The sequence below is a fragment of the Pseudomonas sp. GW823-FHT02C02 genome (assembly GCF_058797635.1).
In genome coordinates this window covers 139259-163170 of sequence record NZ_JBXAJV010000006.1, presented here as the reverse complement: position 1 = coordinate 163170, position 23912 = coordinate 139259, and the positions used below count along the sequence as shown (strand labels likewise).

The window sequence follows — 23912 nt, the reverse complement described above, 5'->3', positions numbered from 1 at the left end:
TGCCTGGTGATACCCCCCCTCCCTCATTTTTCCCGACTTTGCGAAGCGAGGGGGGCGAGCGGTCTAGAACAAATTCCCGCCGAAGTTTTTCACCCCCCCTACCCTCGGGTGGTGCATTTTTTTGGTGCACGGACGGCCGCTGGTCAGCGGTTCCAGTGGTGCCCCGGATCGACTGGACGGCCGTCAGCCTGACAGCCAGGGAGCCGACCACTCTTCTCCAGCCGTTGCTTGGTCGAGTCGTGGCAGAACTTGCATAGGCTCGCCCAGTTCTTCGGATTCCAGAACAACTTCCACGCCGCCTTTATGCGGACCGGATCGCCGCTGTCCTTGGCATCCTTCAGCTTGGGCGCGATCTTGTGGTCGACAATGGTCGCCGCCACGGGACGCTGATCAGTCGAGCACATGGTGCAATAAGGATGGTGGCGCAGATGACCATCACGGGACTTCTGCCACTTGTACCCGTAACCCCGTTCGGTACTGCTGCCGCGTCGATCATCAGACACTTTGCTCATCAGCCCATCTTCCATACACGCGCAAGGTTGCCCGAGCTTTTGCAGACAGAGCCAACGAAAACGGAAAGCAGAACCACCAGCGGCCAAGAGTTATGTGGCATGACCAACTGGCCCTTGCCGATGTAAACCACCGCTGAGCCCGACGCGACCATCACCAGCCAGGCGAGGCAACTCATGTTCCTACGAAACCGGGCACCATGCCGCTTGAACGTAAACAGTCGAACGAACAACGCGACACACAACCAGAACGTCGCCTGCGTCAGGACCTGCTGCAATAGTTGACTATCCATCCTGCCTCCCTTGCTGTTCAGCAATGAGGCCGCGCCGTTTGATGATGGCCAGTGCAACGGTGACAACAACAACCGAAGCACCGAAAGCCGCCGGCCCGGTGAACTTGAATGGCCTGACGCCGAACAACTCAACCTCGGCCATGCCAGGGGCGAACATGTAACCCATCACGAAAGACACCAACAGGAACAGCACCCGCTTCCATACAGGCAATTCCTCAGTCGTGGTGAAGAAGACCAGCGAGCCAGCTAGGGCGCCGATCACTGCGAGCATATCCACACCCGCCACAAGGCCAGTAGCAGCCAGTCCCACACCACCGGCCACGACAATAGTTGCCGGCTCGCTCATGCTGATTCTCCATTGCAGACACCCATCGGGCCGAAAATAAAAACCCCGCCGAAGCGGGGTTAGGTGACCGGCTCAGGGAGGGCCGGGTTAAGCTGCACAGCACGTGCGAGGTCAGCGCCAAGGCGCAAATTTCATATCGTGGTGACTTTTTACCCCCTGAGTACGGAACCGAAAAGGGGGCATTTTCGGTTATCCAGTTTGACGCGACTTTGACGCAACTTTGAGCAGACTTTGAGGCAAGCCGCCCCGACCAGTGGTAAGCCACTTTCGCGCATCGGCACGCTCAGTCAACGCTATCAACAACCGCTGATGCAGCCGATGCACCAGGTCGTAATAGGTCTGCTTGGCGCTGGATAACGAATCAAGCAGATGTAACTGCATCAGCCAAGTCGGCGCCGGATCATCGCTATATCGCAACACCGCCAACCGATACAGTCGCTCGCCCCGCTCATCCTGCCGAGCCAGATCCGACAACGCAGCTCCAACCACTTGCGCAACTTCATCAGGCCCAGCCCCAGCGCCGAGGATGATCCGCGACCCAGGCGTACCACGCGGCGCACAACCGCCCCACTCCATAATTGTCGCCATAGGACTTCCCATGCCGCCCACCTCACCATTACACCGCAGTTGCTCGCCCCAGTGCTTCAGCAGCACTTCCATTGCCTCGATCATCGCCCTACCCCCCGAAAAACCGAACCCGACACAAAAAACTCACCACCCAACACAAACCCAACACAAATAAATCTCTTATAAATCAATATCTTCAACAGCATTGTGTTTAGTGTGTTGGGTTTGTTGGGTTTATCTGTCCTCGCATAAGAAAAAATTCTTCCCGTTGTTCGCTGTCGAAATAACGTCACGCATGCGCGCACGCGACACCAAACCCAACACACCCGACACAACGCCCGCAAACCCACGAATTTCAAGCCTAAAACCTGTGTGGGGTATAGAAAACCAACCCAACACACACCCGACACACCCAGCACACTTTTGGGCGCACTCATGCCGCAGCCGCCTTCACGTGTTCCCAATTGTCCACGTTCCATCCGGCGAGCTTCGCTTGGGCACGCCAGTCGCTGACTGTTTTGCCCAGGTCTGCCGCCTTCAGTGATGGGGGCTGGGAAGCACCAGGATCATTAGGAAAGAAGAACGCTCCAAAGCGCCGGTTACTGCCTTCAGTCCAAGGAATGGACCGGGTTTTATCCACCTCCGAGCCGATGAACAGCGAAAACTTCGTCTGGCTCATCACATGCTCTTTATTGCGGTGGCACCACTCCAGAAAAAGCGAATAGAGGTCAGTCGAGAGGCATACACCCCACAAATCGCGCCCCAGTTCGCTGTACTTCCACAGATTGAGAAACGTCTGCCAACCGGCCCGACTCAACGCCACCAAACGTTCACGCGCGTCTGTACTCGGTGGACGGGTGCGCTCATCAAAGTCGCCGAGGTCAACCGATAGCAGCCAGCCATACAGAGCCGCCACCCCGCCGTTTTTCAGCTCCTGGCCGATGGCCTTCTGCCGAACTTCGGGCAGTGTTTGTTCGGGCCACATCACCAACATCCGCCGATCGCTCTCACTGATCGGCCAGGGCATAATTTCGTTGCTCAGGAACACCGCGTTCATATGGTTGGCCTCTTCCCAGCCATTGATGAACTTGGACTCCATGCGAACCGTCTTACCCGTGATCAAGTGCTTGATCTTGCCCACCTGGTTGTAACGCTGATCGCGGCTGACAACCTCTTCGAACACCGACCACAACTTGCGGCTTTGCCAGGCATTGAAGTTGCTTTCCAACTGCGTCTGCCCCACGGTGGCGGCGTACTGACCGTAAAGCATGCCCAGTGCATCAGCGAACAACAGGCTTTTGCCTGAGCCCTCCATGATGGAATGCATCAGAACCGCCGTGTCCATCTTTGCGCCCAGGTGCTGTAGTGGGTAAGCCATCCACCGGGTCAACCACCCCGCAGCGTCTTCATCGTGGTTACACAAGAACGAAATCAACCAGCGTAGGTTCGCGCAGGCGTCATCGTCCCTTACCGGCTCAAGCGGCAGGCCATCAAACGTGTTGATGTAAACGCTCGGGTCTTTGGTCATCGTCGGGTCAAACACAATATGGTCAACATCGACCACCCGCCGCTCGCTGCTGTTCAACCACAACGGGTATGTGTCACCCAAGGCCATCTTTACCGCGCCCTCGGCCACACGCCGCTTTTTCTCCCGGTCCCAAACGTCCTTCGTGCCATCGATGTACACGTAACGCTCGGTGGGTGGCATTCCGAAAGCGCCACCCTTCTTGCCCGACATTCGCCGCGCTTGCTCGATGTCACGAACGTGGTCATCCGAAATCAACTTGCGCCGCTCGGTATCCTCCAACCATTGCTTGGCCAGGGGCTTACCGACTCGCGCTTCGAAAGCTGACTTCTTCATTACCCGCGACTGATCGAAGTCCCAGACGTGGGTCGTGCCTTCCACCAATGCAAACCGACGCAATACATGGTCAAGAGTCAGCACCTCCCCCGCGCCCCCAGTAGGAGCCGGAGCGGCATCGCTGGCATCATCCGCCGCACAGCTCGGCTCGCGGCTCTCATCGGATGGGGTCGGGGGAAGATCCTGCGGATCGGGCCGGGAAGGACGCTGCATACCCAACATCCGCGCAGCATCTTTCACCGCCTTCGACTGGTCACCACCGTGTTCAAGCAAACAGAAGACCTCGAAGGCGTCATTCTGATGTCCGTTCGCGAGCGGATCTGCGCCGTGGTGCGAGTAGACTTTACCCTCGCAGATCGTCACACCCGGCAAGCCGGTGCTGCTCTGCGGATAAAGCCACTTGCTGCCGCGCTTGATGTACCCATGCGCGCGCAGCAGCTCTTCGACATCGTGGCAACGATTGAACTCATCAATCACTGACGGCTGCTTACCGACCACAGTCAACGGCCGCTTGGTGGCCTTTGCCGGCGGCGCTGTTGCTTTAATCGCCCATGGGCACGCAGCCTCAGCATCACGCTTGAAGAAGTCCCAGCTTTGCCAAATGGTTAGCAGGTCCGAGGTCAGCGTTGGCAAACCGTCCGTAGCGTTCGGCGGGGTTTTCCAGATGTAAGGCTTCCCGGTACCCGGATGAATGGATGGCGGGAAGACGTCTTGCACCAAGCCAGCACGCAACTCAAACACAGTGAAGCGCTTGAATGGTTCAGCTTCTGCACGTGCAGCAGCCTCCCCAGCACCATCACCCGCCTCTTTCGCAGCCTTGGCCTTTTCCATCAGTCCTTTGAAAATCGAGCCATCAGGGTCATTTTCATTCGGCCAAGAAAGCGAATGCCGGGTCAGCTCAACGCCTTCCGGCAACTTGAACACAACACGGAACCGCAGCGGGTTGCCAACGATCGTCGGATACACCAACGCCATGGCATCCAGATCGACTCCCAACAACTCATACAGCACATGCCGGGTCCATTGAACATCATCGACGTCCAACGAGCAGACACGACTTGGCCCGAGCACTACGCCAAGGTTGTGGTTGGGGTTTCGCTGCCAGAATGCTTCAGCCGTAGACGCATCGGTCATGTAGCCGCCCGGCTTGTTCCATCCCAAGCCCTTTGGGGCTTTTTCACCGGGCTCAATGGATACCAGGGCGAGGTCGAAGGTATTGATGTAACGCTTTGCCCATTCGGCGATGGCTAGTCCTTTGGCCGGTTCAGTCATCGCCGAGCCTCCCGCATACCCTGACAGTGGACGCAGGTCTCGCAACCTTCAATCGTCTGCTGTCGAAGCAACGGGATAGGATCGTCGCAATCCGCGCAGATTTGCGCACTGACACGACTGGTAGGCACACGACGATTTCGGTGAATGGCAACGTCAAGTAGGTACTGAGCCTGATCATTGGCGCGATCGATGTCATCCATTGACACGGTCCTCCATCGCCTGACGGGCACCCGCCATGATGCCGAGGATTTCGCGGATCACATCCATGCCCTGCTTTTCAAGGTCCAAGACTTCGTGAAGCTCCCAGACGTTATCGGCAGCGCCGTCGTGCATCGCGGCCACAAACTCACCGGTTTCACCAAGCAACTTGCCAACGGCTTTCAAAGCATCGCGTGTTGCCGGTACCGGAACTGGGCGATACCAAACCGCACCGGCCGGACGCATCAACGCATCGAGCAAGCGAGGATCGGTAGTTAGCCTGATGACGTCTTCAAGCTCATCAGGGTTCAGCCAGCGCCGCTCTTCATCGAGCTTGAGTTTCTTTTGGAGGGTGTCGTTGTCCAACACCATGTCAAAGGCAAGGGCGGTGATACCGCCCTTATAGTCACGACCAGCACGATAGATCGCCTGGCGTAGTGGAAGGACCGGACCAGCGTCCGGCAAAAGGTCTGTTCGACTCATAACCGTAAATCCCCTATTTACGGTGTAGCCATAGTCCAGGGTAAACCCTATCCTACGACCACGACCGATGTGCATGTGCTGTGTGTCGTCGTAGCTGGGCTGGGGGATCTTTGGTGAGAGGCCCCAGCCCGGCACCTTTTAAGCAGCTGACTTCACTCCAGCCGCTTCCTGTTCACGGAGGTAAAGGCGCTCAATGGCCTTCCCCGTTTCGTATGAAATACCCGCACCCTTACTGGCACGGTGAATAGTCGGCTGAGTTGAACCGACCTTATCGGCGATTGCCGTCTGGGAAAGACCCCGAACTGCTAGATAAGCAAGCATCTCTTGAATTGTCATGACCCTATACCTATGAGCTTCCTCATAACAAATCATACGAAAACGGATAGTTCCGCGCAATACAATTCGCATAATTCAAAAACGTATTGCGGGGTCAGGGTGAATATTGCAGAGCGTCTTCGCAACAAGATGCGCGACCTTGGACTGAATGAGAGCCAATTAAGTCGCAGATCTTCTGTGCCACAACCCACGATCAACAGGATTCTGTCAGGCGAAAGCTCAAGCCCACGTAAGCCCACGGTCGAAGCGTTATCGCGACCGCTGGGCGTTTCTCCAGACTGGCTTCTATTCGGTACCGGATCAGAAGCTACGCATGACCGCTCGCCAAGCGCCAAGGACTACGCATTGATCCCACAATTCAAAGCCAAGGGGGCGTGCGGTGGTGGCTATCTAAATGAGCACGTAGAAACTACTGAAGGCCTAGCTTTTAAACGCGACTGGCTGCATCGCATGAAAGCTAAACCCGAAAATCTGTTTGTCATCTATGCCGAAGGCGACAGCATGGAGCCCTATATTTTTCAGGGTGATGTCGTACTCTTTGACACGTCTCAGACAGAGCCAAAAGACAAACAGGTTTACGTGATTCGCAGGCCAGACGGCGGCAATAGTATTAAAAGACTTACCCAGCAGCTCTCTGGCATCTGGGTCATCAGAAGCGACAACCCGGACAAAATTGCAAACCCTGACGAGCCTGTGTCAGAAGATGCCATTCATGAAATGCCTTTCCTTGGGCGTGTCATATGGAGAGGCGGCGGGGTCGGCTAACACCTAACGTCAAGCCAACCCACTCCCCCGTAAATCTGACCCACTCCCGAGTGGGTTTTTTATGTCTGTCGCAATAATTATGCGAATACGCATTGACTCAAATTATGAGCATTCGTATAGTTTGTCTCGTACACCTCTCACCAAAGAGTACGAGCCATGCAAACCACACAGCACAGCAACACCCGCTGCCCGGTCTACTTGCACCCCTCCGCATGCAGTAGCCGCGCCGCCGTCGAAGCCATCCAGCGCCAAACCGGCCTGCTGGTGATCACCACCCCCAAAGGCCGCACCGCGGTTGTCGAACCCACCAGCACTGCCAGCGATTGCTCGTGGCCTTTCGGGGGCGACGCAGCATGAGACAACTTTTGATCGGGCTCGCCGGCCGCGCACGCACCGGTAAAACCACCGCCGCCACTCACCTTGTAAACGTCCACGGTTTTCAGTCTTACGCCTTTGCAGATCCGTTGCGCGAAGGATTGATGAACATCTTCAACCTGAGTCCGTGCGACTTCGACGGCGACCGAAAAGAGCAGCCTATAGGCTGGCTCGGCCGCTCCGCTCGCGAACTGATGCAGTCATTGGGTACTGAGTGGGGCCGCAACCTGGTGCATCCAGAGCTCTGGCTGCTACTGGCTGAACAGAACCTCGAATTCCTCGGGCAGACCCACGACACCGCAACCGGCTTCGTGATCAGCGACTTGCGATTCGAGAACGAGGCTGACTTTGTTCGGAAGCGCGGCGGCATCGTGGTCCACGTCCTTCGCCCTGATGCGACAGAGGTGAACCCACATGTCAGCGAATCAGGCATTGGCATTCAGGACAACGACCTAGTGCTGCACAACGATGGCGCCCTCGACGAACTCTTTGGTCAGTTGGACGAGTTCTTCACCGCCTTGACCGCACGCGTCGACTGCGACGCAGCCTGAGGACAGCGCCATGAACCGCACCCTGGACGAAACCGCCGCATTGCTCGGACTCAAGCCCCGTGCCTTCCGCACCAGGTTGCGCGAGCTGGGCATCTTGAACAGCAGCGGCGACCTTGCCAGCCAGCATCGTGACCGGGGCTACCTGTACTCGGATCCACGCAGCACCCTGATCCCGTCGATCAACAAATGCCGCCACTACTCCGTGGTGATGGTGAAGGAAGACGGTGTGGATTGGCTGGCCAAGAAGCTTGGAATCACCATCACCAAAAAGGACGCCGCCGCATGAAGACCAACAACCTCAATGCCTACACGCAAGCCCTCGGCGCCCTGAAGCTAATCCCTATCTACTTGAACTGCCCGGGCGTCATCAGCCGCGCAACACTCGTTGGTGCGTCAACGGAAGCCATCCAGCTTCTGGAAAGCATGCCGGTACTAAGCACCGAACTGGCCGAAGTGTTCCGCTGCGTCAACAACGTCATTCAAGACGGGCAAGTGGCCTACGTCACCCCCACCAACTCGCCGGAGTATCCATTCGGCGCAGTGGTGGCTGATGCAAAAGGCCAAATCTGCGCCGCCGCCATGGGCAAAAGCAAAGAAGGCTTGGCCGAAATGATCCGGCTCAAGTTGGTGCCCCCATCGGAGGGGTTCGGGGAGGTTGCCGCATGAGCAACACCCTCGACCAGCTTCGCAAACAGTTCGCCACACCTTGCCCGTCCCTAACCGCCGTGCGTGAACATTACTTTGCGCACATCCGAACTGACCGCCACCTACTGGGCGAGATCAAGGCCGGGCGCATTGCTTTGGTCGTGACGCGCCTGCACTGCTCGGTGCGAGCAAAACCGGTGGTGTACCTGCACAACCTGGCTGACTACCTCGACGCTCAAGCGACGAAGGCAGCGGCCTGATTGAACGGTAGCCCCTGCCGTCCAGGGGCAACCAACACGCACTCAACGAGGCACAGCACATGAAAGCCACAGACACGAATGACTTCTTCAGCTCACTCAATGCCGGCGTCTTCTCACAGCAGATCGGCCAAGCCCTATCAAACGTTGCGGCCGGCGTTATCGACTTTGGCAAGGCCGGCGAAGTGACCATCAAACTGAAGATGAAGCAGATCGGCCAAAGCAACCAGGTTGCGATCAGCCACACCCTCGACTTCGCGCAACCTACCAAGCGCGGAAAGTTGCGCGAGGACTCAACCCTCGACACACCGCTGTACCTGACCCCTCAAGGGCTGACGCTCTTTCAGAACGATCCGACGGCGCAGCTTTTCAAACCCGAAGACGCGCCGGTGAAAGCGCGATAAATCCAGCACCAACACGCTACACCAAATCCTCTCACCAAAAGGGAAACACCAATGTCGCTTACTAAAGACACGCTTGAACTGATCATTGACCAAGCCTCTGCCGCCGCCCAGCTACCAGCCACGCTCCTGCCCGTAACCGCTCTACCCGTTGGTGTAAAAATCCACAACCTGGAACAGTACCAGGCACTTCGCTCTCGTTTCCGTGGCGTCCTGAATACCACCAGTCTGCGCGACTTCGCCGAGTACACGATCTCCCGCACCGGCCCAGCCGCGAAAGGCTTCATTGATCAGGACAACATGAGCTGCCAAGTGTTTTTCAATCTCGGCACTGACCAAGCCCCCGGCCATGCAGATGACACCGCTAGGCTGACGCTCAAACCGACCGCTGCTTATCTGGCACTTCAGAAGATTGTCGGCCGGCTACTCACTCAGCGCGATCTGGCTGAATGGATCGAAGACTGGAACACCAGCCTGGTCGCAGTGAAAGAAGGTGGCGGAACGATGCCGATCAGCGCCGCAGTTGCCAGCGTTCGCAACATCACCATCGAGGCGAAGAGCACTGCAACGACCAGCGAACACAACTTCGGCGCCGCCCGTAGCGCGATGGACAGCATCGAGGCCGCGAATGCTGATTCTCGCGTGGAAGCGCTGCAATTCTCACTGATCCCGTATGACGGTCTGGCCATCCGCGTATTCACGCTGAAGCTCAGCATCTTTACCGGCAGCGACAAGCCAGCCCTGAAGTTGCGCTGGGCCGGTGAAGAGCAACAGGTCGAGGAAATCGCCCAAGAGTTCAAGACTACCCTCGCCAAAGAAGTAGGCGGCGCGGCCACTCTGATCTTGGGTACGTTCAGCGCGTAAACCTTTCAACCCCGTGGCAACACCCCGCCGCCGTCCTCTCACCAATGATCCCGGCGGCGGGCTCTACCGAGGAACACAGCACATGCAAACTCAACACCTAATCATTGCAGCCGGCTCAGCCCTCGGGCTGTTGCTGATGGCCTACTTCATCCGCAAAGGAATCCTGCGAGCACTCGCCCGTAGCTACGCCAGAGGCCTGGATGAACGCAATAGTCTGCACTCGCTTCGAATCGAAGCGCTGAACAGCGACATTGCCGATCTGAATCGCCTGCACCGCGCGGATCAAAACCGACTGGCTGAACTGACTCGGCAAGCCCGCGTTATTCGCGCTACCCCTTTCCTCAAAAGCGATCACCTGACACTGCTAGAGATTGCCACCACCCTCAGGCTGGCCAAAGACACTTGGGATGCGTTCCCAGGAACCGAGGCTTACCGCGTGAAAGCCATCAACCAGGCCCACTTCGTCGGCGCCCTGGCTTATCGCTTACTGGATAGCATCAGTTCAGCTGCAGCGCTCAACACCTTCGAACAGAACAAATCACACAAGGTGGATGAACCGGGTGTCACGCTCCAACCGGGAGTAGCAGCATGAGCGATAACCAAATGATCAACGTCCCGCGCGACGAAGTTGAACGCCTGGTGAAACTGTTGCAATACCAAGCACATCCCCACCCATCACCACATGCCGAGTTCTGGCAGGGAATGCTGGATAAGCCCGCGCCAGCAGCAACCGTGCAGCGCTTCTGGTCCTATGAAGCACAGAATATCCGCTGCGTTCGTGAGTCGGACTACGACGCTCTAGAGCAACGACTCACCAGAGCCGAGGCGGGATTGCAGTGGGAGACGGAGCGAAACGCGCTGTTGCTGGCCGAGTTGCGGGACGATGAAGCTAGCCTCCAAGGCGACCCGGGCGCATGCGACCCTGATGTCTACGCTAACGGCAAGAGCGTGTGCCTTGTCGACATCCCGAAAGATACGGCCGAGGTGATTTGTCGGAATGTCTCAGCAGTAACCGGCAACAGGCTTGATTGGCATTACATAGGTGGGCGCGTACATATAAAAGCGCTGGCCCCGCCCAAGCAGCCCTGCCCGTTCGAGGTGATGCCATGATCAAGCTGACAGAAAAAGTCCATGTAGCCGCCAGCCAAATCTCGAAGATCGTTGTGAGCGATTACGACGCGAAAGTAAACGTACATCTGGCAGACGGCGACGTCATTGTTGTGATGGCTGACTACGGCAAGACCAAGTTCGACAAACAGGAAGAGATTGTTGCCTCCGTGGTCGCGGAGGCACCGAAGACATGAACACAGCCTTTATTCTGATGGCCCAATACAATGGCCGAGCCATCATCCCGCTAGAACAGGTGTGCAAGGACTACTTCACTCACCTCACCACCGAAATGTTCCAGCGCAAGGTACTGGCCGGCCAGATCAAAATCCCGATCACTCGACTGGAGCCCAGCCAGAAAAGCGCCAAGGGGATCCACATTACCGACCTCGCGGCCTACCTCGATTTGCAACGGGAAGCCGCAGTCAAGGAATGCAACCAGCTCAACGGCTTAAAACGCGCCTCTTAAGCCACTTCATTGATGCGGCGCCCAGTTGTACGGGCGCCTTCAATATCTTGTCATGCCACTCCCAGCCAATGTATGAATCCCCTCTGCCACGCAGATGCGTATAACGCCTCAGAGAGTTCCAGTCCCTGTGTCCTGAAACACTCGCTACACGTGGGATATCCCAGTCCATTTCAAACAAACGGCTCACGCCGTCGTGCCTCAGATCGTGGAAGTGCAAGTCTTCAATCTCTGTAAACTTGCAGGCTTTCGCCCAGGACGTTGAAATAGATTCAGGGCTATACGGGAATATATCCTCGCCGGCCTTAGGCATTGTTTGAAGAATTCGCCACGCTTCATCTGGTAAGTAACACCAAACATCATTGCCAATTTTCTGGCCGGGGTTCTTCATATCCCGGACCATCACCCGCTGACCAGCCTCATCAACATCAGCCCAGGTAATACGAGTAATCTCATCGAGTCGCCGCGTGGAAAAAATCGCGAAGCCCACGACCTTCAGCATATTGATTGAACTACGCCGGCGCCCCTGCATTTCTTCGTAGTAACTCAGTACCTTTCCCAGTTCAACCAACGACGGTCGACGATCCCTCTCGCGGCTTTTCAAGTTGTAACCGAGCTTACGCAATACCTTACGTGCGTCACCCATTGCATGCGGATCAACTTGATAGCCCCAGGCGGGCCGAGCAATTGATAACACTGCGCCAAGATGGGCAAGATCGTTGCCTGCGGTTTGAGGCTGCACCCCACCGCCTGCTTTACTCATACGCCAAAGCGCGTAGTCCACCAGTTGCTGACTGTTCACGTCAGAATCAACCAACTTCCCAAAGTCCGTTTCCGAAATGGCATTCAACGTGGCCTTCTTGGTTTTCCCGAGCGGCCGGGCCTTCTCCATTTCATCCAGGTAGCGGGTGATCATGTCGCTGACCGTGACCCCCTTTCGGTTCGCCCGCTCGATTGCACCAGGCTCATCCAGCTCCGCACCGCGCTTTCGCGTCCAGGCCTGAGCTGCCTGTTTTCGGGCAAAGGTCTGACTCTCTTGGTAGACTTGCACTCCGTCGCGCTTGATGCGGATCTGAGCTGTATAGCTCACGCTCCCATCCGCCAGTTTTCTTGCCCTGATAGTCGCCATATCGAAAGTGGTACGCGTCAGTTTTGAAGTGGTACATCGTACCACCGACATTCAAAAAACGCCCGAAAACCCCCGAAAACACGCTGAAAACACGTAGAGCAAAATGGTACCAAACACCCACTCCAGCCCAGTAAACTCAAGCCCTGCGCTGTCCCGGCGCTTTAGTGTTGCACCCATGATGGATTGGACTGACCGCCACTGCCGTTTTTTCCTACGTTTACTATCGAAAAACGCCCTCCTCTACACCGAAATGGTCACCACCGGCGCGCTCCTCAATGGCGATCACGACCGCTTCCTCCGTCACAACGAAGCCGAACACCCGTTGGCCCTGCAACTCGGTGGCAGCGTCCCTCTCGACTTGGCCGCCTGCGCCCGTATGGCTCAGGACCACGGTTACGACGAGGTGAATCTGAATGTCGGCTGTCCGAGTGATCGGGTGCAGAACAATATGATCGGCGCGTGCCTGATGGGGCATCCGCAGTTGGTGGCGGATTGTGTGAAGGCGATGCGCGATGCGGTGTCGATTCCGGTGACGGTGAAGCACCGGATCGGGATTAATGGGCGGGACAGTTACGAGGAATTGGTTGATTTTGTTGGCACGGTTCGGGATGCAGGGTGCACGAGTTTTACGGTACATGCGCGGATTGCGATTCTGGAGGGCTTATCGCCGAAAGAGAACCGTGACATTCCGCCTCTGCGTTATGACGTGGCGGCGCGGTTGAAGGCGGACTTTCCGGAGTTGGAGATTGTTCTTAACGGCGGGATCAAGACGCTGGAAGCCTGTCACGCGCATTTGCAAACGTTTGACGGTGTGATGTTGGGCCGCGAGGCGTATCACAACCCTTATGTGATGGCTGAGGTGGATCAGCAGTTGTTCGGCAGTACGGCACCGGTGATTAGCCGGGCGGAGGCGCTGGCGAAGTTGCGGCCTTATATAGCGGCGCATATTGATGCGGGCGGTTCGATGCACCATATCACCCGGCACGTGCTGGGGCTGGGCACCGGGTTCCCGGGGGCACGCAAGTTTCGGCAGTTGTTGTCGGTGGATATCCACAAGGCTAAAGAGCCTTTGGCGTTGCTGGATCAGGCAGCTGAGTTGCTTGAAGGGCGTTAATCCGTTTTATCTTTTAAATACCAGGCTGGTGGGTCCGCAGCCTGGTTCACGTGTCAGAGCGCTGCTGCTTCAGTCCAGTTAACCCAACCGAATGCCCATGTGGCCAGGATCACCAGACCGAATGCAATTCGGTAACAGGCGAACGCGGCGTAGCTGTGGCTGGCGATAAACTTGAGCAAGCCGCGCACGGCGATCATGGCGAAAAAGAACGCGGTGACGAAGCCCAAGGTGAAGACTGGCAGGTCGCCAGCCTGGAACAGATCCCGATATTTGTAGCCTGAGTAGACGGCGGCACCGACCATGGTTGGCATGGCCAGGAAGAACGAGAACTCGGTGGCTGCCTTGCGCGACAGTCCAAATAGCAACCCACCGATAATGGTCGATCCTGAGCGTGAGGTGCCCGGTATCATCGCCAGGCATTGAGCGAACCCGACCTTTAACGCGTCGGTCCAGCGCATGTCGTCAACATGGTCGACATACACCCTATGTTCCCGCCGCTCAGCCCACAACATAACGATACCGCCCACTACCAATGCCACCGCCACGGTGATTGGATTGAACAGATATTCGTGAATCTTATCGGCGAACAATACACCTAATACAACGGCAGGCATAAAGCTGATCAATAAGTTCAAGGTAAACCGTTGCGCATTACGTTGGGTTGGCAAGCCTGTGACGATCTCGAGGATCTTTCGCCGAAACTCCCAGACCACGGCCAGGATGGCCCCAAGTTGAATGATGATATTGAAAGCCATGGCACGCTCACCGCCGAAGCCGAGCAGGTCCGCGACAATGATTTGGTGCCCTGTACTTGATATGGGTAAAAACTCTGTCAGCCCTTCCACCACGCCTAAAATCAATACCGTTACGGTAGTCCAAAAATCCATTACCCCCCCTCATCCACAAAAGCAAAACTGCTGACGAACTGACGATTTTATCGCCAACGAGTCAGTAAAACGCATTCAGACCTGCATTAAAACTCAACGTTAATAATTGTCCATGAATGTCAACATCAACCAGAACGTTACATAACAAGAAAAATCAGCTAGTTCCAAACAAAACACATACTAAAACCGGCACTTAAAGCAGCCTAGTTGTGGTAACTCATTAGGCCTCCATAAAAATCCAACTAAGGCAGCTTCAACCGCCCACCCAGGCTTATTGAACTGGAAAAGCGGGACATTGCGCGAAAAGATGGCACAATGATGCCTATTTGCCACTGTGCATGCCAAGCATCAGGGGCACAAAGGATCTCGCCAGATTGCTCAACAATGTTAAAAAAATTGTGACACCTGCTTGAAAACCCGGGAAATGTTACCAATTGTCAGTCACAAATGAGAATTGGTGCTTTAACATCCAAATGTCAGCACCCAGCCGAGTCAAAGCATGATGCTTACAGGGAAATTAACGAATACCAGCCACAGCCACACAAAGGAGGTGACGGGTATTCTCACCATTGGGCGGACCCATAGTTTAGCTGAGGGTTTCAGGACATTAGTTGCAAGCTATGTAGCGCATGATATACCCGTTGACACTATGTGCTTCAACAACTTGTTTAGAAAAAATAAGGGCTCCCATTCATACCGTGCAGTATTCATTGTCATTGACAGCCCTCAGGCGTTTGATGAAAGCATCGCCCTGGTGGAAAATATGCGTGCCGATAACCAGGCCCTTATTATCTTTGTAGCCATCACCGGCAAAGGCACCTACAACAAGATGAGATACTATCTTGCCGGCGCCGACCACTGCATTAAATTCAGTACGCTTCCTGAAGATAACCCGGACGTACTTTCCGAGTTTTTTAATAGCGCAGAATGGCACAAGCAACACAGTTTACTCTTGGACCCCACGCGTATGTGCCTGATTGGAGACTATAAAAAACTGGATGTTTCGTTTCCGGAAATGAAAATCCTGGAAGCCTTTGCCGAAACAAGAAATCAAATACTGAGCCATGATGAAATCGCCAGAATCATGGGTCTGAATATAACGTTTTATGACCCAAGGGCCTTGGAAAAATCTATCAGTCGCCTGCGCGGCAAGATAAAAGGCATGTATGGCACCAACGCCATTCAAAGTATTCGTGGGCATGGATATCGTCTCGTCAGGGGTCTCATCTCGACCGCCTGATGATTAATATGCAGGGAGTTATTGCATTATGAACGCAACGATGAGCGCGTCACACATCTATCGTGCGAGTCATTATCTGTCTCGACAATTGATCCTTACTCGTGATGACTGCCCATTTGGCAGCGAGATCAGAATACAGTTTGACGACAGTCCGGCTCAGCCAGCCCATGCATCTTTTGCGGCATCCATGCAGCAGATGAGCGGCATCTACAGTGAAGTGCTCATGCAGACCCGGTTGATTGCCTTTTCGCTGAAAGACCATAATATATCGAGCAAAAACAAATACTTAAGTCGTAGATTTGTCTGCGTCGGACAATCAGACCTCGCCGATTCAGCACTCGCGGAAGAGTTGATACAGTCCAGCGACGCCCTGCACAACTTTGGTCAGACGCTGGTTATCGCTTTCAATGAACTGCCTCTTTCGGCGGTCAGTTTCAGTGAAAAAAAGAAGATTCTCAACAATGTGTATCTGTTGAAAGACCACGGCATAGAAATCGCGTTCGATGGTTACAACATCGACAATGAAAGTATCGAGATCTTTACAACCCTGAATCTTTTCGACTATATCAAGATCCCTCTTTCAACCCTAGACTTAAGCCTTAAACTCACGGGCAACCCCGAATTATTCAATCGTCTCCACGAACGCATGACCATGCTGACCCACACCACTAAAGTCGCCTTCATAGCTGACAGAGTGGAGCATGCCGCGAGCCATATACTGGCGCGCGCGCTGCCGTTTGAATACTTTCAAGGGAGCCATTACTCCCCTGCCGACAACCTTTTGAATTAAAAACTGAGTATGCCCTTCAGGAGAGAGACATGGAAAGCAGTACACCCCTCCCCAGAAAATATTTTGTCGTCGTTACTCACAGCCCGGCATTACAACTAGAGCTTGAGGCATTATTATCGAGCGAGCGATATAACTCATTTGGTACGTCGCAGGCAAAGATGTTTGTCGAGGGTGTTGCCCTACCCTCATCCGCCCCTAAACTAATGGAATTTATTTCCCCTCACCTGGACAGAATTGTCCCTCCCGTTATCAGACATGATACTCAGCGCATTCTCTCTTCATTCGAATCCGAGTGGCGAGCGGCCCAGTCCGATACGCGGTTCAGCAACATATCCTCACGGGCAGATGAAGACCGGGAAAACACCCAGGATTCACTCCTCAACGAGGCGGTAAAACCGCATTATCCCTATACAGAAGCCTGGCGATTGAGTCATGGCAATGGTGCGTTGATCAAAGATGACGTAGAGGTTGTCTTGACCGGGCTAGAAGCCACACTGGTCAAGAAAATGCTGCACCATGATGAGCGAGTCGTAAGTAAAGATGATCTTATTCGGAGCATCGGCAGAGAACCCGAGCATTATCGAGGCCTGGAAATGTGCTTGAGCAGGCTACAGGAAAAGTTCAAGAGTGCCAGCAATGGTGAACGTTTGTTCCGGGCCGTGAGGAATCGTGGCTATTGCCTGATTCAAAAAATAGTACGGGGGAAAAGTCTCACCTGAATCAATAAGATTGATCGCAATGGTAGTGCATACAAAAACAAAAAAGCACCCCACCATTTCACCCTCCGGCCCCTCCCCTCTCCGCAGACAATCTCGCTTGCCCCTTCCTGAAATCAACTTTCATTATCGACTATTTCTAACACTTCGCCGCCTCAATATAACCAGCACACCAACTTACCACTCGTTAAAAGTCGTCAGACAGCTTTCTGCCCAATAAATTAATCTATTCACTGACGAGCACGCCGCACAGTGGCATTTCGACCGTCAATGTTTTGCCCTCTTATAAAAATAATAATGCTTACCACATCAACTTGGCTCTTGTCTGTCGACACGCGAATGGACGTATTTTGGGGATATCGCATGGTTAACAATCTTCGTATCAATCGAAATACCCACCTCAAAGGATTGACCTTCTGGGGACAATGGGCACTGGGTCAGGGCTTTGTTGTAGCCCTGTTGTTTCTATTGGTTTATTACCACACCGGGACGGTGGAGTTCTATTACCGAGTGTGCGCAATTCTAACGGTACTTGCCTCGGTGCCCGCCTATACCTGGTGTGGCGTCTATGCAAAGAAAGATAATTACCTGGAGGGATTGGGACGTTTGTTGGTGGGCTGGACAATGACCCTGGCGGCATTGGCCTGTGTGGCATTCATCTGCAAGGCCGATGGACTGTTTTCCCGTCAACTGATCTTGATATGGGCAGCCTGCGGTTATCTCGGGCAGGCACTGTTGTACGTGCCGCTGCACGGATTCTCGCAATACTATCAACGGTCACTTCAAAGCGAGCATAAAACCCTGATCGTCGGTACGGGCGAGTTGGCGCTGGGTCTTGCCCGGAAGCTGCGTAGCCTTGAACACTTCCCGCTGGTGGGGTTGGTCAGCACCGACACAACGCTCCCGCTGGCGATGGGCTCACCGCCGATCGTAGGCCCGCAAGAGCATCTGCTGGCGCTGATCAAAACCCATGACATCCGCCGTTTGTACATCACGCTACCCCTGAGTGAAGCGGCAAGCATTGAAGCCATGTACATCGATTTGCTGGGGGCCAACGTCGATGTGGTCTGGGTGCCGGACTTGAACAGCCTGATGCTGCTCAATCACTCGGTAAGGGTCGTGGACGGCTTGCCGGCGATCTACTTGAATGAAAGCCCGTTGACCAGCCAGCCAACCGCCGCACTGAGTAAAAGCCTGTTGGAAAAGAGCGTGGCGCTGTTGGCCCTGGTTCTTCTAAGTCCGTTGCTGTTACTGATTGCCCTGGCCGTTAAACTCAACTCTCCCGGCCCGGTGTTCTTCAAGCAGGACCGCCACGGCTGGAATGGCAAGGTGATCCAGGTCTGGAAGTTTCGCTCGATGCGCGTGCACGATGACCTTGAGGTCAAGCAGGCCAGCCGTAACGATTCTCGGATCACTCCGGTGGGACGCTTTATCCGCCGTACTTCGCTCGACGAACTGCCGCAGTTGATCAATGTGCTGCAAGGCCATATGGCCCTGGTCGGACCACGTCCCCACGCCGTTGCGCACAACGATTACTACTCCGGGAAGATTCTCGCCTACATGGCTCGCCACCGAATCAAACCGGGGATTACCGGGTTGGCTCAAATCAACGGTTGCCGTGGCGAGACCGACACCATCGACAAGATGCAAAAGCGTGTGGAGATCGATCTCAAATACATCAATAACTGGTCGTTGTGGCTGGATTTGAAGATCCTGGTGAAGACGCCTTTTACCTTGCTGTCAAAAGACATCTATTGATCACTTGAATACCAGGCACCGCAAAATGACAAGGGGACGCAAGTCCCCTTTTTCATGGGCGTCTATCAGGCGCTGAGTCGCACTTACGCCCCTGCCACACCAGGCTCCCTGACACACGGCAACACTTGTTCAAGCCGGGAGCTGAGTCAGCCCCCGGCTTATCATTGCAAGTGTGTCGTTTTAACGCAGAGAACCCTGCGCAAGATGGCGCTGCTTATTAAATGACCTTCCAGGTTGCCCCCTTCCAGTCGACCGCGATGCGATCTACAGCGCTAATCGCCCTGCAGATCGCCCGCGTTCACTCAGTGATCTTGTCGAAGTTACGGTAGAACAAGTCGCTGTCACGGCTATCGGTCATCGAGTGCAGCCAGTAGCTGCGATTGAGCCGTGCACCGCCGTCCCGGGTCAGCGGCGACCAGACGATATTGGCCCGACGCATGGTCGACATGCTCATCAGTTCATCGAACGGAATGGAGATGTAGATGCCCTTGTCGAAACTGCCTTCACCGTATTCCGCTGTCGTCGCAGTGGTCAGCGTGGCCCAGGCACCGAATCGCACGCCATTGCGGAACTCCCGTGACAGATCGACTGTGGCGCCCCAATCCCGCGCCAGGTAGCGGCCGACACTGACGGCGGCCTGGGTATCGAAAGGCAAGTCGGTATAACCGGTGATATGGCCGGTCACGGTCGAGTAATCGCGCAAGCCAAAACCCTGGTTGAACTCGCGCTGACGCACGTAGTTCAGGTCTGCACCCACCGACCAACGCTGGCCTGCCGGACGGAACAGTACCTCACCGCCCACACCGGCAAACATCGACTCCAGATAGCCGCCGTAGACCATGCCATACAGGTCTTTATCCAGTTGCTCGGCGTGGCTGAACTGGAACGTGGGCATGGTGACGTCAGAGGTCGTCAGGTACTTGCGCAGGTCGGTCCGCACCCGGGGCAAACCACTTGGTGCGTCGTAGGTAAAGTTGTCGTAGTTGTTCACCAGGTTGGCGCTCAGCAGGCCGCTCCACCAGGTATTGCGCGTGAAACGATACTCCGCGTCCGCATCGGCACTTAGCTGATAGAGCAAACCATCAGGGCCGCCGACGTTTTGTTTGTAGCCCAGCCCGACACCATAGCTGAAGGGATCGCGCGCGGCAGTATAGAGCGTGGTCTCGGTATGCGGCATCGCCCCGTTGACCTCAGTGGTTCGGTGCAAGGTTTGCAGCGGCTCCTCATTGTTGACCACTTCGCGGAAGGTCTCGCGCGGCACGCTGGTTTCTTCCAGCGGCATGTCGTAGCGCTTGTTCACCAGGGTGAACCAGTCGATATCGTCGTTGACGCTGTTGTCCAGAATCCGGCTGGCGCGGCCGACGGCTTTGGCCGAATGGAAATAGTTCGTCTGCTCGCCGTACACAAACAACTCGGGGCCGCGCTGAGTGATGCGCTCGACTTTGTAGCCGGCATTTTTCTGCAAACGTTGGGACACGTTGGCCCAGTTAACCTGATCCGGCGGTGTGGCGGGTGCCTGTGTCGGCAGACGCTCCGCTGGCGGATCGTAAGTCTTGGCCGGCGCCTTGCGGCTGACGAAGTTGGTGTGCAGGGTGATGCCGAACATCGCAGTATTGCCGCGCTCCCAACCCGCGCTGAGATCGACCGAATCGGTCAGCTTGAACACGGCGCCGATGTTGATGGGCGAATCTTGCTTGATGACGTTGTCTTTCGGCTCGTTTTTGTAGTCGTTGCCTTCGTACTCAAGCTTCAGGCTGAGCGGCTCCCAGGGGGTCTGGTAGGTCACGCCGCCAAACAATGAAGGTCGCCCACGAAAATAGGCATTGGTGTTGACGTCACCGGTGCCCTCGCCGTCCGGCCGGGTATTGAAGCGATCAGCCGCCCAGCCCAACGGGTTGTCGAAATCGCCTCGATTGCCGATGTATCCCCAGGCAATACCCGCGCTGAAATCAAAGTCGTCATAGCGTTTGTTGGCGACCAGGAATTCGCTGGAGAACAGGCCGGTACCGCCGATGTCGCGAAAGCCCAGGGCCAGCTCAGGCGCCCAGTGGCTTTCTTGCCACAGGCGTACCTTGAGGTCCACAGCCTTGTCTTTATAACTCTGGTCGCCACTCAACGACTCGGGGCCATACCGGCGGTTGGTGATCGCGGTATAGCGAAACGAGCCTTCCAGCCATTCAAATGGCTGCAATGAAACGCTGTAACGGGTATAGGGCTCGGTTCGACTGGCATTCACACTCAACTCGCCGGCCGGCGCCATTCGGGCCGTTGGCGTTTGCATCAAGCCCACGCCGCCGAAATCGTTTTGAGTCAATCGCGGCTCTGCGTGAGCCAAACCACACGGCAACAACAGCACTGCAGCAAAACGTAAATTCAAGGAACCACCTCAGCCAGTTGCGTGGCAAGAAATTCGGCCAACTGCTGATTCAGTTCAGGTATAGGCGGATTAAGATCATCGGTTTTGACAGGGACCAGGATTTTGCTGCCGGCGGCAGGCACCTGCCCGCTTTCACGATTCCACGGCGCAATGCCGACACGGCGGGTGACCCCGTCGGGCTGAACGATCCAGAGGTAATCGGCTTCGGCATCGGTCAGAGATGAACACCCTTGCAGGTAATCCCGCGCCTCTTGCAGCGGGCGAAAGGCGAGCCGGCACGGTTCGGCGACAGCGCCCAGCACTTCAACCACATCGGAACGCTTGGGGTAGATCAGGCTGTCGCCGTCATCGAGGCGGAAGTTGCGAGCGAAGCCGACCTCCACCGCGATCGGATCAAGGACCGCCACCTGGCGCCCGGTAACCGGCATGCGGCTGACTTGCTCGTACAACTGCAACGCCAATGCCGCCCGGCTGGGCCGATTGAAGAGCAATGCGGTGCGTTGCAGCACCTTCAAGTCGAACAGGACCCCGGTCTTGAGTCGGGTCTGCTCCTCAAGCAATGGTTGTCGCAGCCAGGCGGCCGCCAGCCAGTAGCTTTCAGGGTTGGGTTGCGCCAAACGCATCACGTCCAGCACGCGCGCCCCGGGTTGCAGCTCGACCGGCCCCGGATTGCGCACATCACCGCTGACGTTGACTGCCGCATTCACGCCACCGCAGATCAACAACAGGCACGTCCATAACACCTTGGGAAACTTCAACGGACAGCCCCGCGCTCAGAGGTCAACTGCACGATCTTCACCCTGAGTTGCCCTGTCAGTTGCTGTTCACTCTGGAGGATGAAACCGTTATCCGGATCGACCCAATAATGATTGGTCGCGCGCAGGCCAATAGCCGGTGCCTCTATCTGCTCATCGACACGCAGCACGGCGTATGCCTTGTCCAGGATCCTGAGGGTTTCCATGGGTTTTCGGGTAAAGCGGCTGCTCACGGCAACACCCACTTCGTAACCTCGATAGAGATCGATCCAGCGCTGGCTGGTGTATCCATCGGGCAATCGGTGAAGGCCTTGCTTGAACGGCGATTGCGCTTCGATACGGGTCCCGTCCAGGTCACCTTCAAAGCCAAGGCCGACAGTGCGAACCGCCAGGCCGTCGCGCAGCAACAACACCTGCTTGCCGGACGCGACCCAGTACTGCAAGTCACCTCGCTCACGCACCATCGCCAACACCCCTTCGCCGGAAGGGGTGGTCAGCTTGAGTTGCGGATACTGAACCTCGGCCACTTGCGCCGGAGTCAATTCCAGGTCGTCAGGCCCGGTGGCCACGGCTTTGAAGTTCGCCAGCGTGGCCTTCATCAGCGGATTACATCCACACAACAGCAATGCCGCCATCAAGCAGACGCTAACGTTCAACGTTCTCACAGTGGGACCAGACCTTATCTGCTGTTGGCTTCACTTAAGTTGTTTTGTGCCGCCGCGCCCATACCGAGAATCGAGGCCGATGGCACCAATTGACTGATGAAGCGGTTCCAGCGGGTAACGTTGGCAGGGCCTACATAAACAATGTCCTGAGGGCGGACATCGAAGTGAGTGGCGAGCGCCATGGCGGACGGCGACTCGGCTTGTAATTGATAGATTTTGGCGGGTTCGACATCGAGGTTTTCTACACCGCGAATGACGTACACGGCGTTGCCATTCGAGGTGGTCTGGTTCAACCCTCCTACCGAACCAATGACGTCGGAAAGATTCATGGTGCGGGTCTTGAACGTCAATGCACGCGGCTGATTGACCTCGCCCATCACGTAGATCTTCTTGCTGTCGTTGTAGGGCAAATACAACTGATCGCCGCCTCTGAGGTAGACCTTCTGCAACTCTGCATTTTGCTGATTGAGCGCATCGAGATTCAGCGGATAAACCCGCCCGTTTCGCGTCAACAGCAACCCGGACAAGTCCGCATTCAGCGGATCGACACCGGCCGAACCCAGGGCTTCAACCACATTGAGCGGATTGGTGGAAATCGCTTGAGGGCCTGCTTTCAATACAGCGCCCGACACCACCACTTTCTGACTGGCAAAGCGCAACACGGCGACATCCACTTGCGGGTCCGAGATGAAGGTGGACAACTTCTCGGCAATATCGGATCGCAATTGCTGGATGGTCTTTCCGGCGGCTTGGACCTCTTTGATGTAGGGGTAATACAGCGTGCCATCGGACCGAACAAGACGGCCGTTTGCATCGATCTGCTGTTGCGCGCCAGAAGGTGCGGTCAGCTCGGGGTGATCCCATACAGTGATGTACAAGACATCGTTGTTACCGATGCGGTACTCGTCGGGCGTGGTCAACAATTCCGGGGGTAATGACTCATGTACCTGAGTGGCCCTGTCCATGGCGATAAGCTTGGGGGTAATCGGAATAAGCTCGACCCGACTGTTTTCGCTTGAGCCTTCGCGAGTGATATCTCTGGTGCTCATATGTTGGCCCGGCGAAAACATACAACCTTGCAAAGCAATACTTGCCAGCATTAAAAAAGGAACGCTACGAATCATAATGGCACTACGCTATTCAAGGGCAAACCCAAAACAAGATCACCCAGTGTTAGCCGGGCAA

General features: G+C 55.6%; 30 protein-coding genes. 17 read left to right on the top strand and 13 right to left on the bottom strand.

The annotated features are described in order from the left end of the window. Positions 1–143 precede the first annotated feature (143 nt). From AC1ROI_RS12675 to AC1ROI_RS12645, 7 genes are all read right to left on the bottom strand, one after another. Positions 144–512, bottom strand: a complete 369-nt coding sequence (locus AC1ROI_RS12675) for an HNH endonuclease (RefSeq protein ID WP_102595722.1) — start codon at positions 510–512, stop codon at positions 144–146. Beyond that, a complete protein-coding gene (locus AC1ROI_RS12670; RefSeq protein ID WP_102595721.1) occupies positions 512–802 on the bottom strand; it encodes a phage holin family protein in 291 nt (96 codons plus the stop codon). Before AC1ROI_RS12670 ends, AC1ROI_RS12675 begins: the two co-directional genes overlap by 1 nt. Beyond that, complete coding sequence (locus AC1ROI_RS12665; RefSeq protein ID WP_102595720.1) at positions 795–1148, bottom strand: putative holin; 354 nt, start codon at positions 1146–1148, stop codon at positions 795–797. The genes AC1ROI_RS12670 and AC1ROI_RS12665 overlap by 8 nt, the downstream gene beginning before the upstream one ends. A gap of 189 nt (positions 1149–1337) precedes the next feature. After that, positions 1338–1820 carry a hypothetical protein gene (locus AC1ROI_RS12660; protein ID WP_102595719.1) on the bottom strand — a complete coding sequence of 161 codons (483 nt, stop codon included), beginning with the start codon at positions 1818–1820 and terminating at the stop codon, positions 1338–1340. A gap of 328 nt (positions 1821–2148) precedes the next feature. After that, on the bottom strand, positions 2149–4848 hold the full coding sequence (locus tag AC1ROI_RS12655; protein ID WP_102595718.1) for a DUF5906 domain-containing protein: 2700 nt from the start codon (positions 4846–4848) through the stop codon (positions 2149–2151). Beyond that, positions 4845–5048 carry a TraR/DksA C4-type zinc finger protein gene (locus AC1ROI_RS12650; RefSeq protein ID WP_102595717.1) on the bottom strand — a complete coding sequence of 68 codons (204 nt, stop codon included), beginning with the start codon at positions 5046–5048 and terminating at the stop codon, positions 4845–4847. Before AC1ROI_RS12650 ends, AC1ROI_RS12655 begins: the two co-directional genes overlap by 4 nt. Continuing rightward, positions 5041–5529 (bottom strand): phage regulatory CII family protein, encoded by a 489-nt coding sequence (locus AC1ROI_RS12645; protein WP_102595724.1) that lies wholly within the window; start codon positions 5527–5529, stop codon positions 5041–5043. Before AC1ROI_RS12645 ends, AC1ROI_RS12650 begins: the two co-directional genes overlap by 8 nt. Positions 5530–5877: 348 nt before the next feature. On the opposite strand from AC1ROI_RS12645, the gene AC1ROI_RS12640 reads away from it, so the two are divergent. From AC1ROI_RS12640 to AC1ROI_RS12585, 12 genes are all read left to right on the top strand, one after another. Continuing rightward, positions 5878–6630, top strand: coding sequence for an XRE family transcriptional regulator (locus AC1ROI_RS12640; protein ID WP_256580113.1), 753 nt, complete (start codon positions 5878–5880; stop codon positions 6628–6630). A 156-nt stretch (positions 6631–6786) separates the two neighbouring features. After that, positions 6787–6987 (top strand): hypothetical protein, encoded by a 201-nt coding sequence (locus AC1ROI_RS12635; RefSeq protein ID WP_102595715.1) that lies wholly within the window; start codon positions 6787–6789, stop codon positions 6985–6987. Continuing rightward, a complete protein-coding gene (locus AC1ROI_RS12630; protein ID WP_102595714.1) occupies positions 6984–7556 on the top strand; it encodes a deoxynucleotide monophosphate kinase family protein in 573 nt (190 codons plus the stop codon). Before AC1ROI_RS12635 ends, AC1ROI_RS12630 begins: the two co-directional genes overlap by 4 nt. A 10-nt stretch (positions 7557–7566) precedes the next feature. After that, a complete protein-coding gene (locus AC1ROI_RS12625) occupies positions 7567–7842 on the top strand; it encodes a hypothetical protein (RefSeq protein WP_102595713.1) in 276 nt (91 codons plus the stop codon). Next, positions 7839–8222: a hypothetical protein gene (locus tag AC1ROI_RS12620; RefSeq protein ID WP_102595712.1), complete on the top strand. Its 384-nt coding sequence runs from the start codon at positions 7839–7841 to the stop codon at positions 8220–8222. Before AC1ROI_RS12625 ends, AC1ROI_RS12620 begins: the two co-directional genes overlap by 4 nt. Continuing rightward, entirely contained in the window at positions 8219–8461 is a 243-nt protein-coding gene (locus AC1ROI_RS12615) for a pyocin activator PrtN family protein (RefSeq protein WP_102595711.1), read from the top strand. The genes AC1ROI_RS12620 and AC1ROI_RS12615 overlap by 4 nt, the downstream gene beginning before the upstream one ends. Positions 8462–8520: 59 nt before the next feature. Next, positions 8521–8862: a YfdP family phage-associated protein gene (locus AC1ROI_RS12610; protein WP_102595710.1), complete on the top strand. Its 342-nt coding sequence runs from the start codon at positions 8521–8523 to the stop codon at positions 8860–8862. Positions 8863–8913: 51 nt separating this feature from the next. Then, a complete protein-coding gene (locus AC1ROI_RS12605) occupies positions 8914–9723 on the top strand; it encodes a DUF2303 family protein (RefSeq protein WP_102595709.1) in 810 nt (269 codons plus the stop codon). Positions 9724–9805: 82 nt separating this feature from the next. Then, a complete protein-coding gene (locus tag AC1ROI_RS12600; RefSeq protein WP_102595708.1) occupies positions 9806–10315 on the top strand; it encodes a hypothetical protein in 510 nt (169 codons plus the stop codon). Beyond that, the gene (locus AC1ROI_RS12595) at positions 10312–10833 is read left to right on the top strand and encodes a hypothetical protein (RefSeq protein ID WP_102595707.1); all 522 of its coding nucleotides are present in this window, start codon (positions 10312–10314) and stop codon (positions 10831–10833) included. The genes AC1ROI_RS12600 and AC1ROI_RS12595 overlap by 4 nt, the downstream gene beginning before the upstream one ends. Continuing rightward, entirely contained in the window at positions 10830–11027 is a 198-nt protein-coding gene (locus AC1ROI_RS12590) for a hypothetical protein (RefSeq protein WP_102595706.1), read from the top strand. The genes AC1ROI_RS12595 and AC1ROI_RS12590 overlap by 4 nt, the downstream gene beginning before the upstream one ends. After that, positions 11024–11299, top strand: coding sequence for a pyocin activator PrtN family protein (locus AC1ROI_RS12585; protein WP_102595705.1), 276 nt, complete (start codon positions 11024–11026; stop codon positions 11297–11299). Before AC1ROI_RS12590 ends, AC1ROI_RS12585 begins: the two co-directional genes overlap by 4 nt. On the opposite strand, the gene AC1ROI_RS12580 is transcribed toward AC1ROI_RS12585, so the two are convergent. Then, the gene (locus AC1ROI_RS12580) at positions 11274–12425 is read right to left on the bottom strand and encodes a site-specific integrase (protein ID WP_102595704.1); all 1152 of its coding nucleotides are present in this window, start codon (positions 12423–12425) and stop codon (positions 11274–11276) included. The genes AC1ROI_RS12585 and AC1ROI_RS12580 overlap by 26 nt on opposite strands. Positions 12426–12528: 103 nt before the next feature. Between AC1ROI_RS12580 and dusA the strand changes: the two genes are divergently transcribed. Beyond that, positions 12529–13539, top strand: coding sequence for a tRNA dihydrouridine(20/20a) synthase DusA (dusA, locus tag AC1ROI_RS12575; RefSeq protein ID WP_102595703.1), 1011 nt, complete (start codon positions 12529–12531; stop codon positions 13537–13539). Between the two features lie 53 nt (positions 13540–13592). Here dusA and AC1ROI_RS12570 read toward each other — a convergent pair whose 3' ends face one another. Continuing rightward, complete coding sequence (locus AC1ROI_RS12570; RefSeq protein ID WP_077748253.1) at positions 13593–14426, bottom strand: undecaprenyl-diphosphate phosphatase; 834 nt, start codon at positions 14424–14426, stop codon at positions 13593–13595. 499 nt (positions 14427–14925) lie between these two features. Here AC1ROI_RS12570 and AC1ROI_RS12565 point away from each other — a divergent pair, with 499 nt between their 5' ends. The 4 genes from AC1ROI_RS12565 to AC1ROI_RS12550 all read left to right on the top strand — a co-directional run bounded on the left by AC1ROI_RS12565 (position 14926) and on the right by AC1ROI_RS12550 (position 18930). Next, positions 14926–15666 (top strand): winged helix-turn-helix domain-containing protein, encoded by a 741-nt coding sequence (locus AC1ROI_RS12565; protein WP_102595702.1) that lies wholly within the window; start codon positions 14926–14928, stop codon positions 15664–15666. A gap of 28 nt (positions 15667–15694) precedes the next feature. After that, positions 15695–16456: an EAL domain-containing protein gene (locus tag AC1ROI_RS12560; RefSeq protein WP_010456245.1), complete on the top strand. Its 762-nt coding sequence runs from the start codon at positions 15695–15697 to the stop codon at positions 16454–16456. Between the two features lie 29 nt (positions 16457–16485). Then, complete coding sequence (locus tag AC1ROI_RS12555; protein WP_010456247.1) at positions 16486–17175, top strand: winged helix-turn-helix domain-containing protein; 690 nt, start codon at positions 16486–16488, stop codon at positions 17173–17175. A 360-nt stretch (positions 17176–17535) separates the two neighbouring features. Then, positions 17536–18930: an undecaprenyl-phosphate glucose phosphotransferase gene (locus AC1ROI_RS12550; RefSeq protein WP_102594398.1), complete on the top strand. Its 1395-nt coding sequence runs from the start codon at positions 17536–17538 to the stop codon at positions 18928–18930. A 298-nt stretch (positions 18931–19228) separates the two neighbouring features. Here AC1ROI_RS12550 and AC1ROI_RS12545 read toward each other — a convergent pair whose 3' ends face one another. The 4 genes from AC1ROI_RS12545 to AC1ROI_RS12530 are packed head-to-tail and all read right to left on the bottom strand — an operon-like array spanning position 19229 to position 23851. Continuing rightward, positions 19229–21307 carry a YjbH domain-containing protein gene (locus tag AC1ROI_RS12545; RefSeq protein ID WP_102594399.1) on the bottom strand — a complete coding sequence of 693 codons (2079 nt, stop codon included), beginning with the start codon at positions 21305–21307 and terminating at the stop codon, positions 19229–19231. After that, entirely contained in the window at positions 21304–22065 is a 762-nt protein-coding gene (locus AC1ROI_RS12540; protein ID WP_102594400.1) for a capsule biosynthesis GfcC family protein, read from the bottom strand. The genes AC1ROI_RS12545 and AC1ROI_RS12540 overlap by 4 nt, the downstream gene beginning before the upstream one ends. After that, positions 22062–22727, bottom strand: a complete 666-nt coding sequence (locus tag AC1ROI_RS12535) for a YjbF family lipoprotein (protein WP_077748248.1) — start codon at positions 22725–22727, stop codon at positions 22062–22064. The genes AC1ROI_RS12540 and AC1ROI_RS12535 overlap by 4 nt, the downstream gene beginning before the upstream one ends. A gap of 14 nt (positions 22728–22741) precedes the next feature. Next, positions 22742–23851, bottom strand: a complete 1110-nt coding sequence (locus AC1ROI_RS12530) for a polysaccharide biosynthesis/export family protein (RefSeq protein ID WP_441346749.1) — start codon at positions 23849–23851, stop codon at positions 22742–22744. Between the last annotated feature and the right edge of the window lie 61 nt (positions 23852–23912).

Bases quoted from the DNA above. Each gene is read 5' to 3' on its own strand.
- AC1ROI_RS12580 (WP_102595704.1), bottom strand. From the start codon at position 12,425: ATGGCGACTATCAGGGCAAGAAAACTGGCGGATGGGAGCGTGAGCTAT.
- AC1ROI_RS12550 (WP_102594398.1), top strand. From the start codon at position 17,536: ATGGTTAACAATCTTCGTATCAATCGAAATACCCACCTCAAAGGATTG.
- AC1ROI_RS12645 (WP_102595724.1), bottom strand. From the start codon at position 5,529: ATGAGTCGAACAGACCTTTTGCCGGACGCTGGTCCGGTCCTTCCACTA.
- AC1ROI_RS12610 (WP_102595710.1), top strand. From the start codon at position 8,521: ATGAAAGCCACAGACACGAATGACTTCTTCAGCTCACTCAATGCCGGC.
- AC1ROI_RS12585 (WP_102595705.1), top strand. From the start codon at position 11,024: ATGAACACAGCCTTTATTCTGATGGCCCAATACAATGGCCGAGCCATC.
- AC1ROI_RS12560 (WP_010456245.1), top strand. From the start codon at position 15,695: ATGAACGCAACGATGAGCGCGTCACACATCTATCGTGCGAGTCATTAT.
- AC1ROI_RS12650 (WP_102595717.1), bottom strand. From the start codon at position 5,048: ATGGATGACATCGATCGCGCCAATGATCAGGCTCAGTACCTACTTGAC.
- AC1ROI_RS12635 (WP_102595715.1), top strand. From the start codon at position 6,787: ATGCAAACCACACAGCACAGCAACACCCGCTGCCCGGTCTACTTGCAC.
- AC1ROI_RS12590 (WP_102595706.1), top strand. From the start codon at position 10,830: ATGATCAAGCTGACAGAAAAAGTCCATGTAGCCGCCAGCCAAATCTCG.
- AC1ROI_RS12660 (WP_102595719.1), bottom strand. From the start codon at position 1,820: ATGATCGAGGCAATGGAAGTGCTGCTGAAGCACTGGGGCGAGCAACTG.
- AC1ROI_RS12615 (WP_102595711.1), top strand. From the start codon at position 8,219: ATGAGCAACACCCTCGACCAGCTTCGCAAACAGTTCGCCACACCTTGC.
- dusA (WP_102595703.1), top strand. From the start codon at position 12,529: ATGGTACCAAACACCCACTCCAGCCCAGTAAACTCAAGCCCTGCGCTG.
- AC1ROI_RS12595 (WP_102595707.1), top strand. From the start codon at position 10,312: ATGAGCGATAACCAAATGATCAACGTCCCGCGCGACGAAGTTGAACGC.
- AC1ROI_RS12555 (WP_010456247.1), top strand. From the start codon at position 16,486: ATGGAAAGCAGTACACCCCTCCCCAGAAAATATTTTGTCGTCGTTACT.
- AC1ROI_RS12675 (WP_102595722.1), bottom strand. From the start codon at position 512: ATGAGCAAAGTGTCTGATGATCGACGCGGCAGCAGTACCGAACGGGGT.
- AC1ROI_RS12620 (WP_102595712.1), top strand. From the start codon at position 7,839: ATGAAGACCAACAACCTCAATGCCTACACGCAAGCCCTCGGCGCCCTG.
- AC1ROI_RS12565 (WP_102595702.1), top strand. From the start codon at position 14,926: ATGATGCTTACAGGGAAATTAACGAATACCAGCCACAGCCACACAAAG.
- AC1ROI_RS12630 (WP_102595714.1), top strand. From the start codon at position 6,984: ATGAGACAACTTTTGATCGGGCTCGCCGGCCGCGCACGCACCGGTAAA.
- AC1ROI_RS12655 (WP_102595718.1), bottom strand. From the start codon at position 4,848: ATGACTGAACCGGCCAAAGGACTAGCCATCGCCGAATGGGCAAAGCGT.
- AC1ROI_RS12670 (WP_102595721.1), bottom strand. From the start codon at position 802: ATGGATAGTCAACTATTGCAGCAGGTCCTGACGCAGGCGACGTTCTGG.
- AC1ROI_RS12600 (WP_102595708.1), top strand. From the start codon at position 9,806: ATGCAAACTCAACACCTAATCATTGCAGCCGGCTCAGCCCTCGGGCTG.
- AC1ROI_RS12625 (WP_102595713.1), top strand. From the start codon at position 7,567: ATGAACCGCACCCTGGACGAAACCGCCGCATTGCTCGGACTCAAGCCC.
- AC1ROI_RS12570 (WP_077748253.1), bottom strand. From the start codon at position 14,426: ATGGATTTTTGGACTACCGTAACGGTATTGATTTTAGGCGTGGTGGAA.
- AC1ROI_RS12605 (WP_102595709.1), top strand. From the start codon at position 8,914: ATGTCGCTTACTAAAGACACGCTTGAACTGATCATTGACCAAGCCTCT.
- AC1ROI_RS12530 (WP_441346749.1), bottom strand. From the start codon at position 23,851: ATGATTCGTAGCGTTCCTTTTTTAATGCTGGCAAGTATTGCTTTGCAA.
- AC1ROI_RS12640 (WP_256580113.1), top strand. From the start codon at position 5,878: ATGAGCTTCCTCATAACAAATCATACGAAAACGGATAGTTCCGCGCAA.
- AC1ROI_RS12665 (WP_102595720.1), bottom strand. From the start codon at position 1,148: ATGAGCGAGCCGGCAACTATTGTCGTGGCCGGTGGTGTGGGACTGGCT.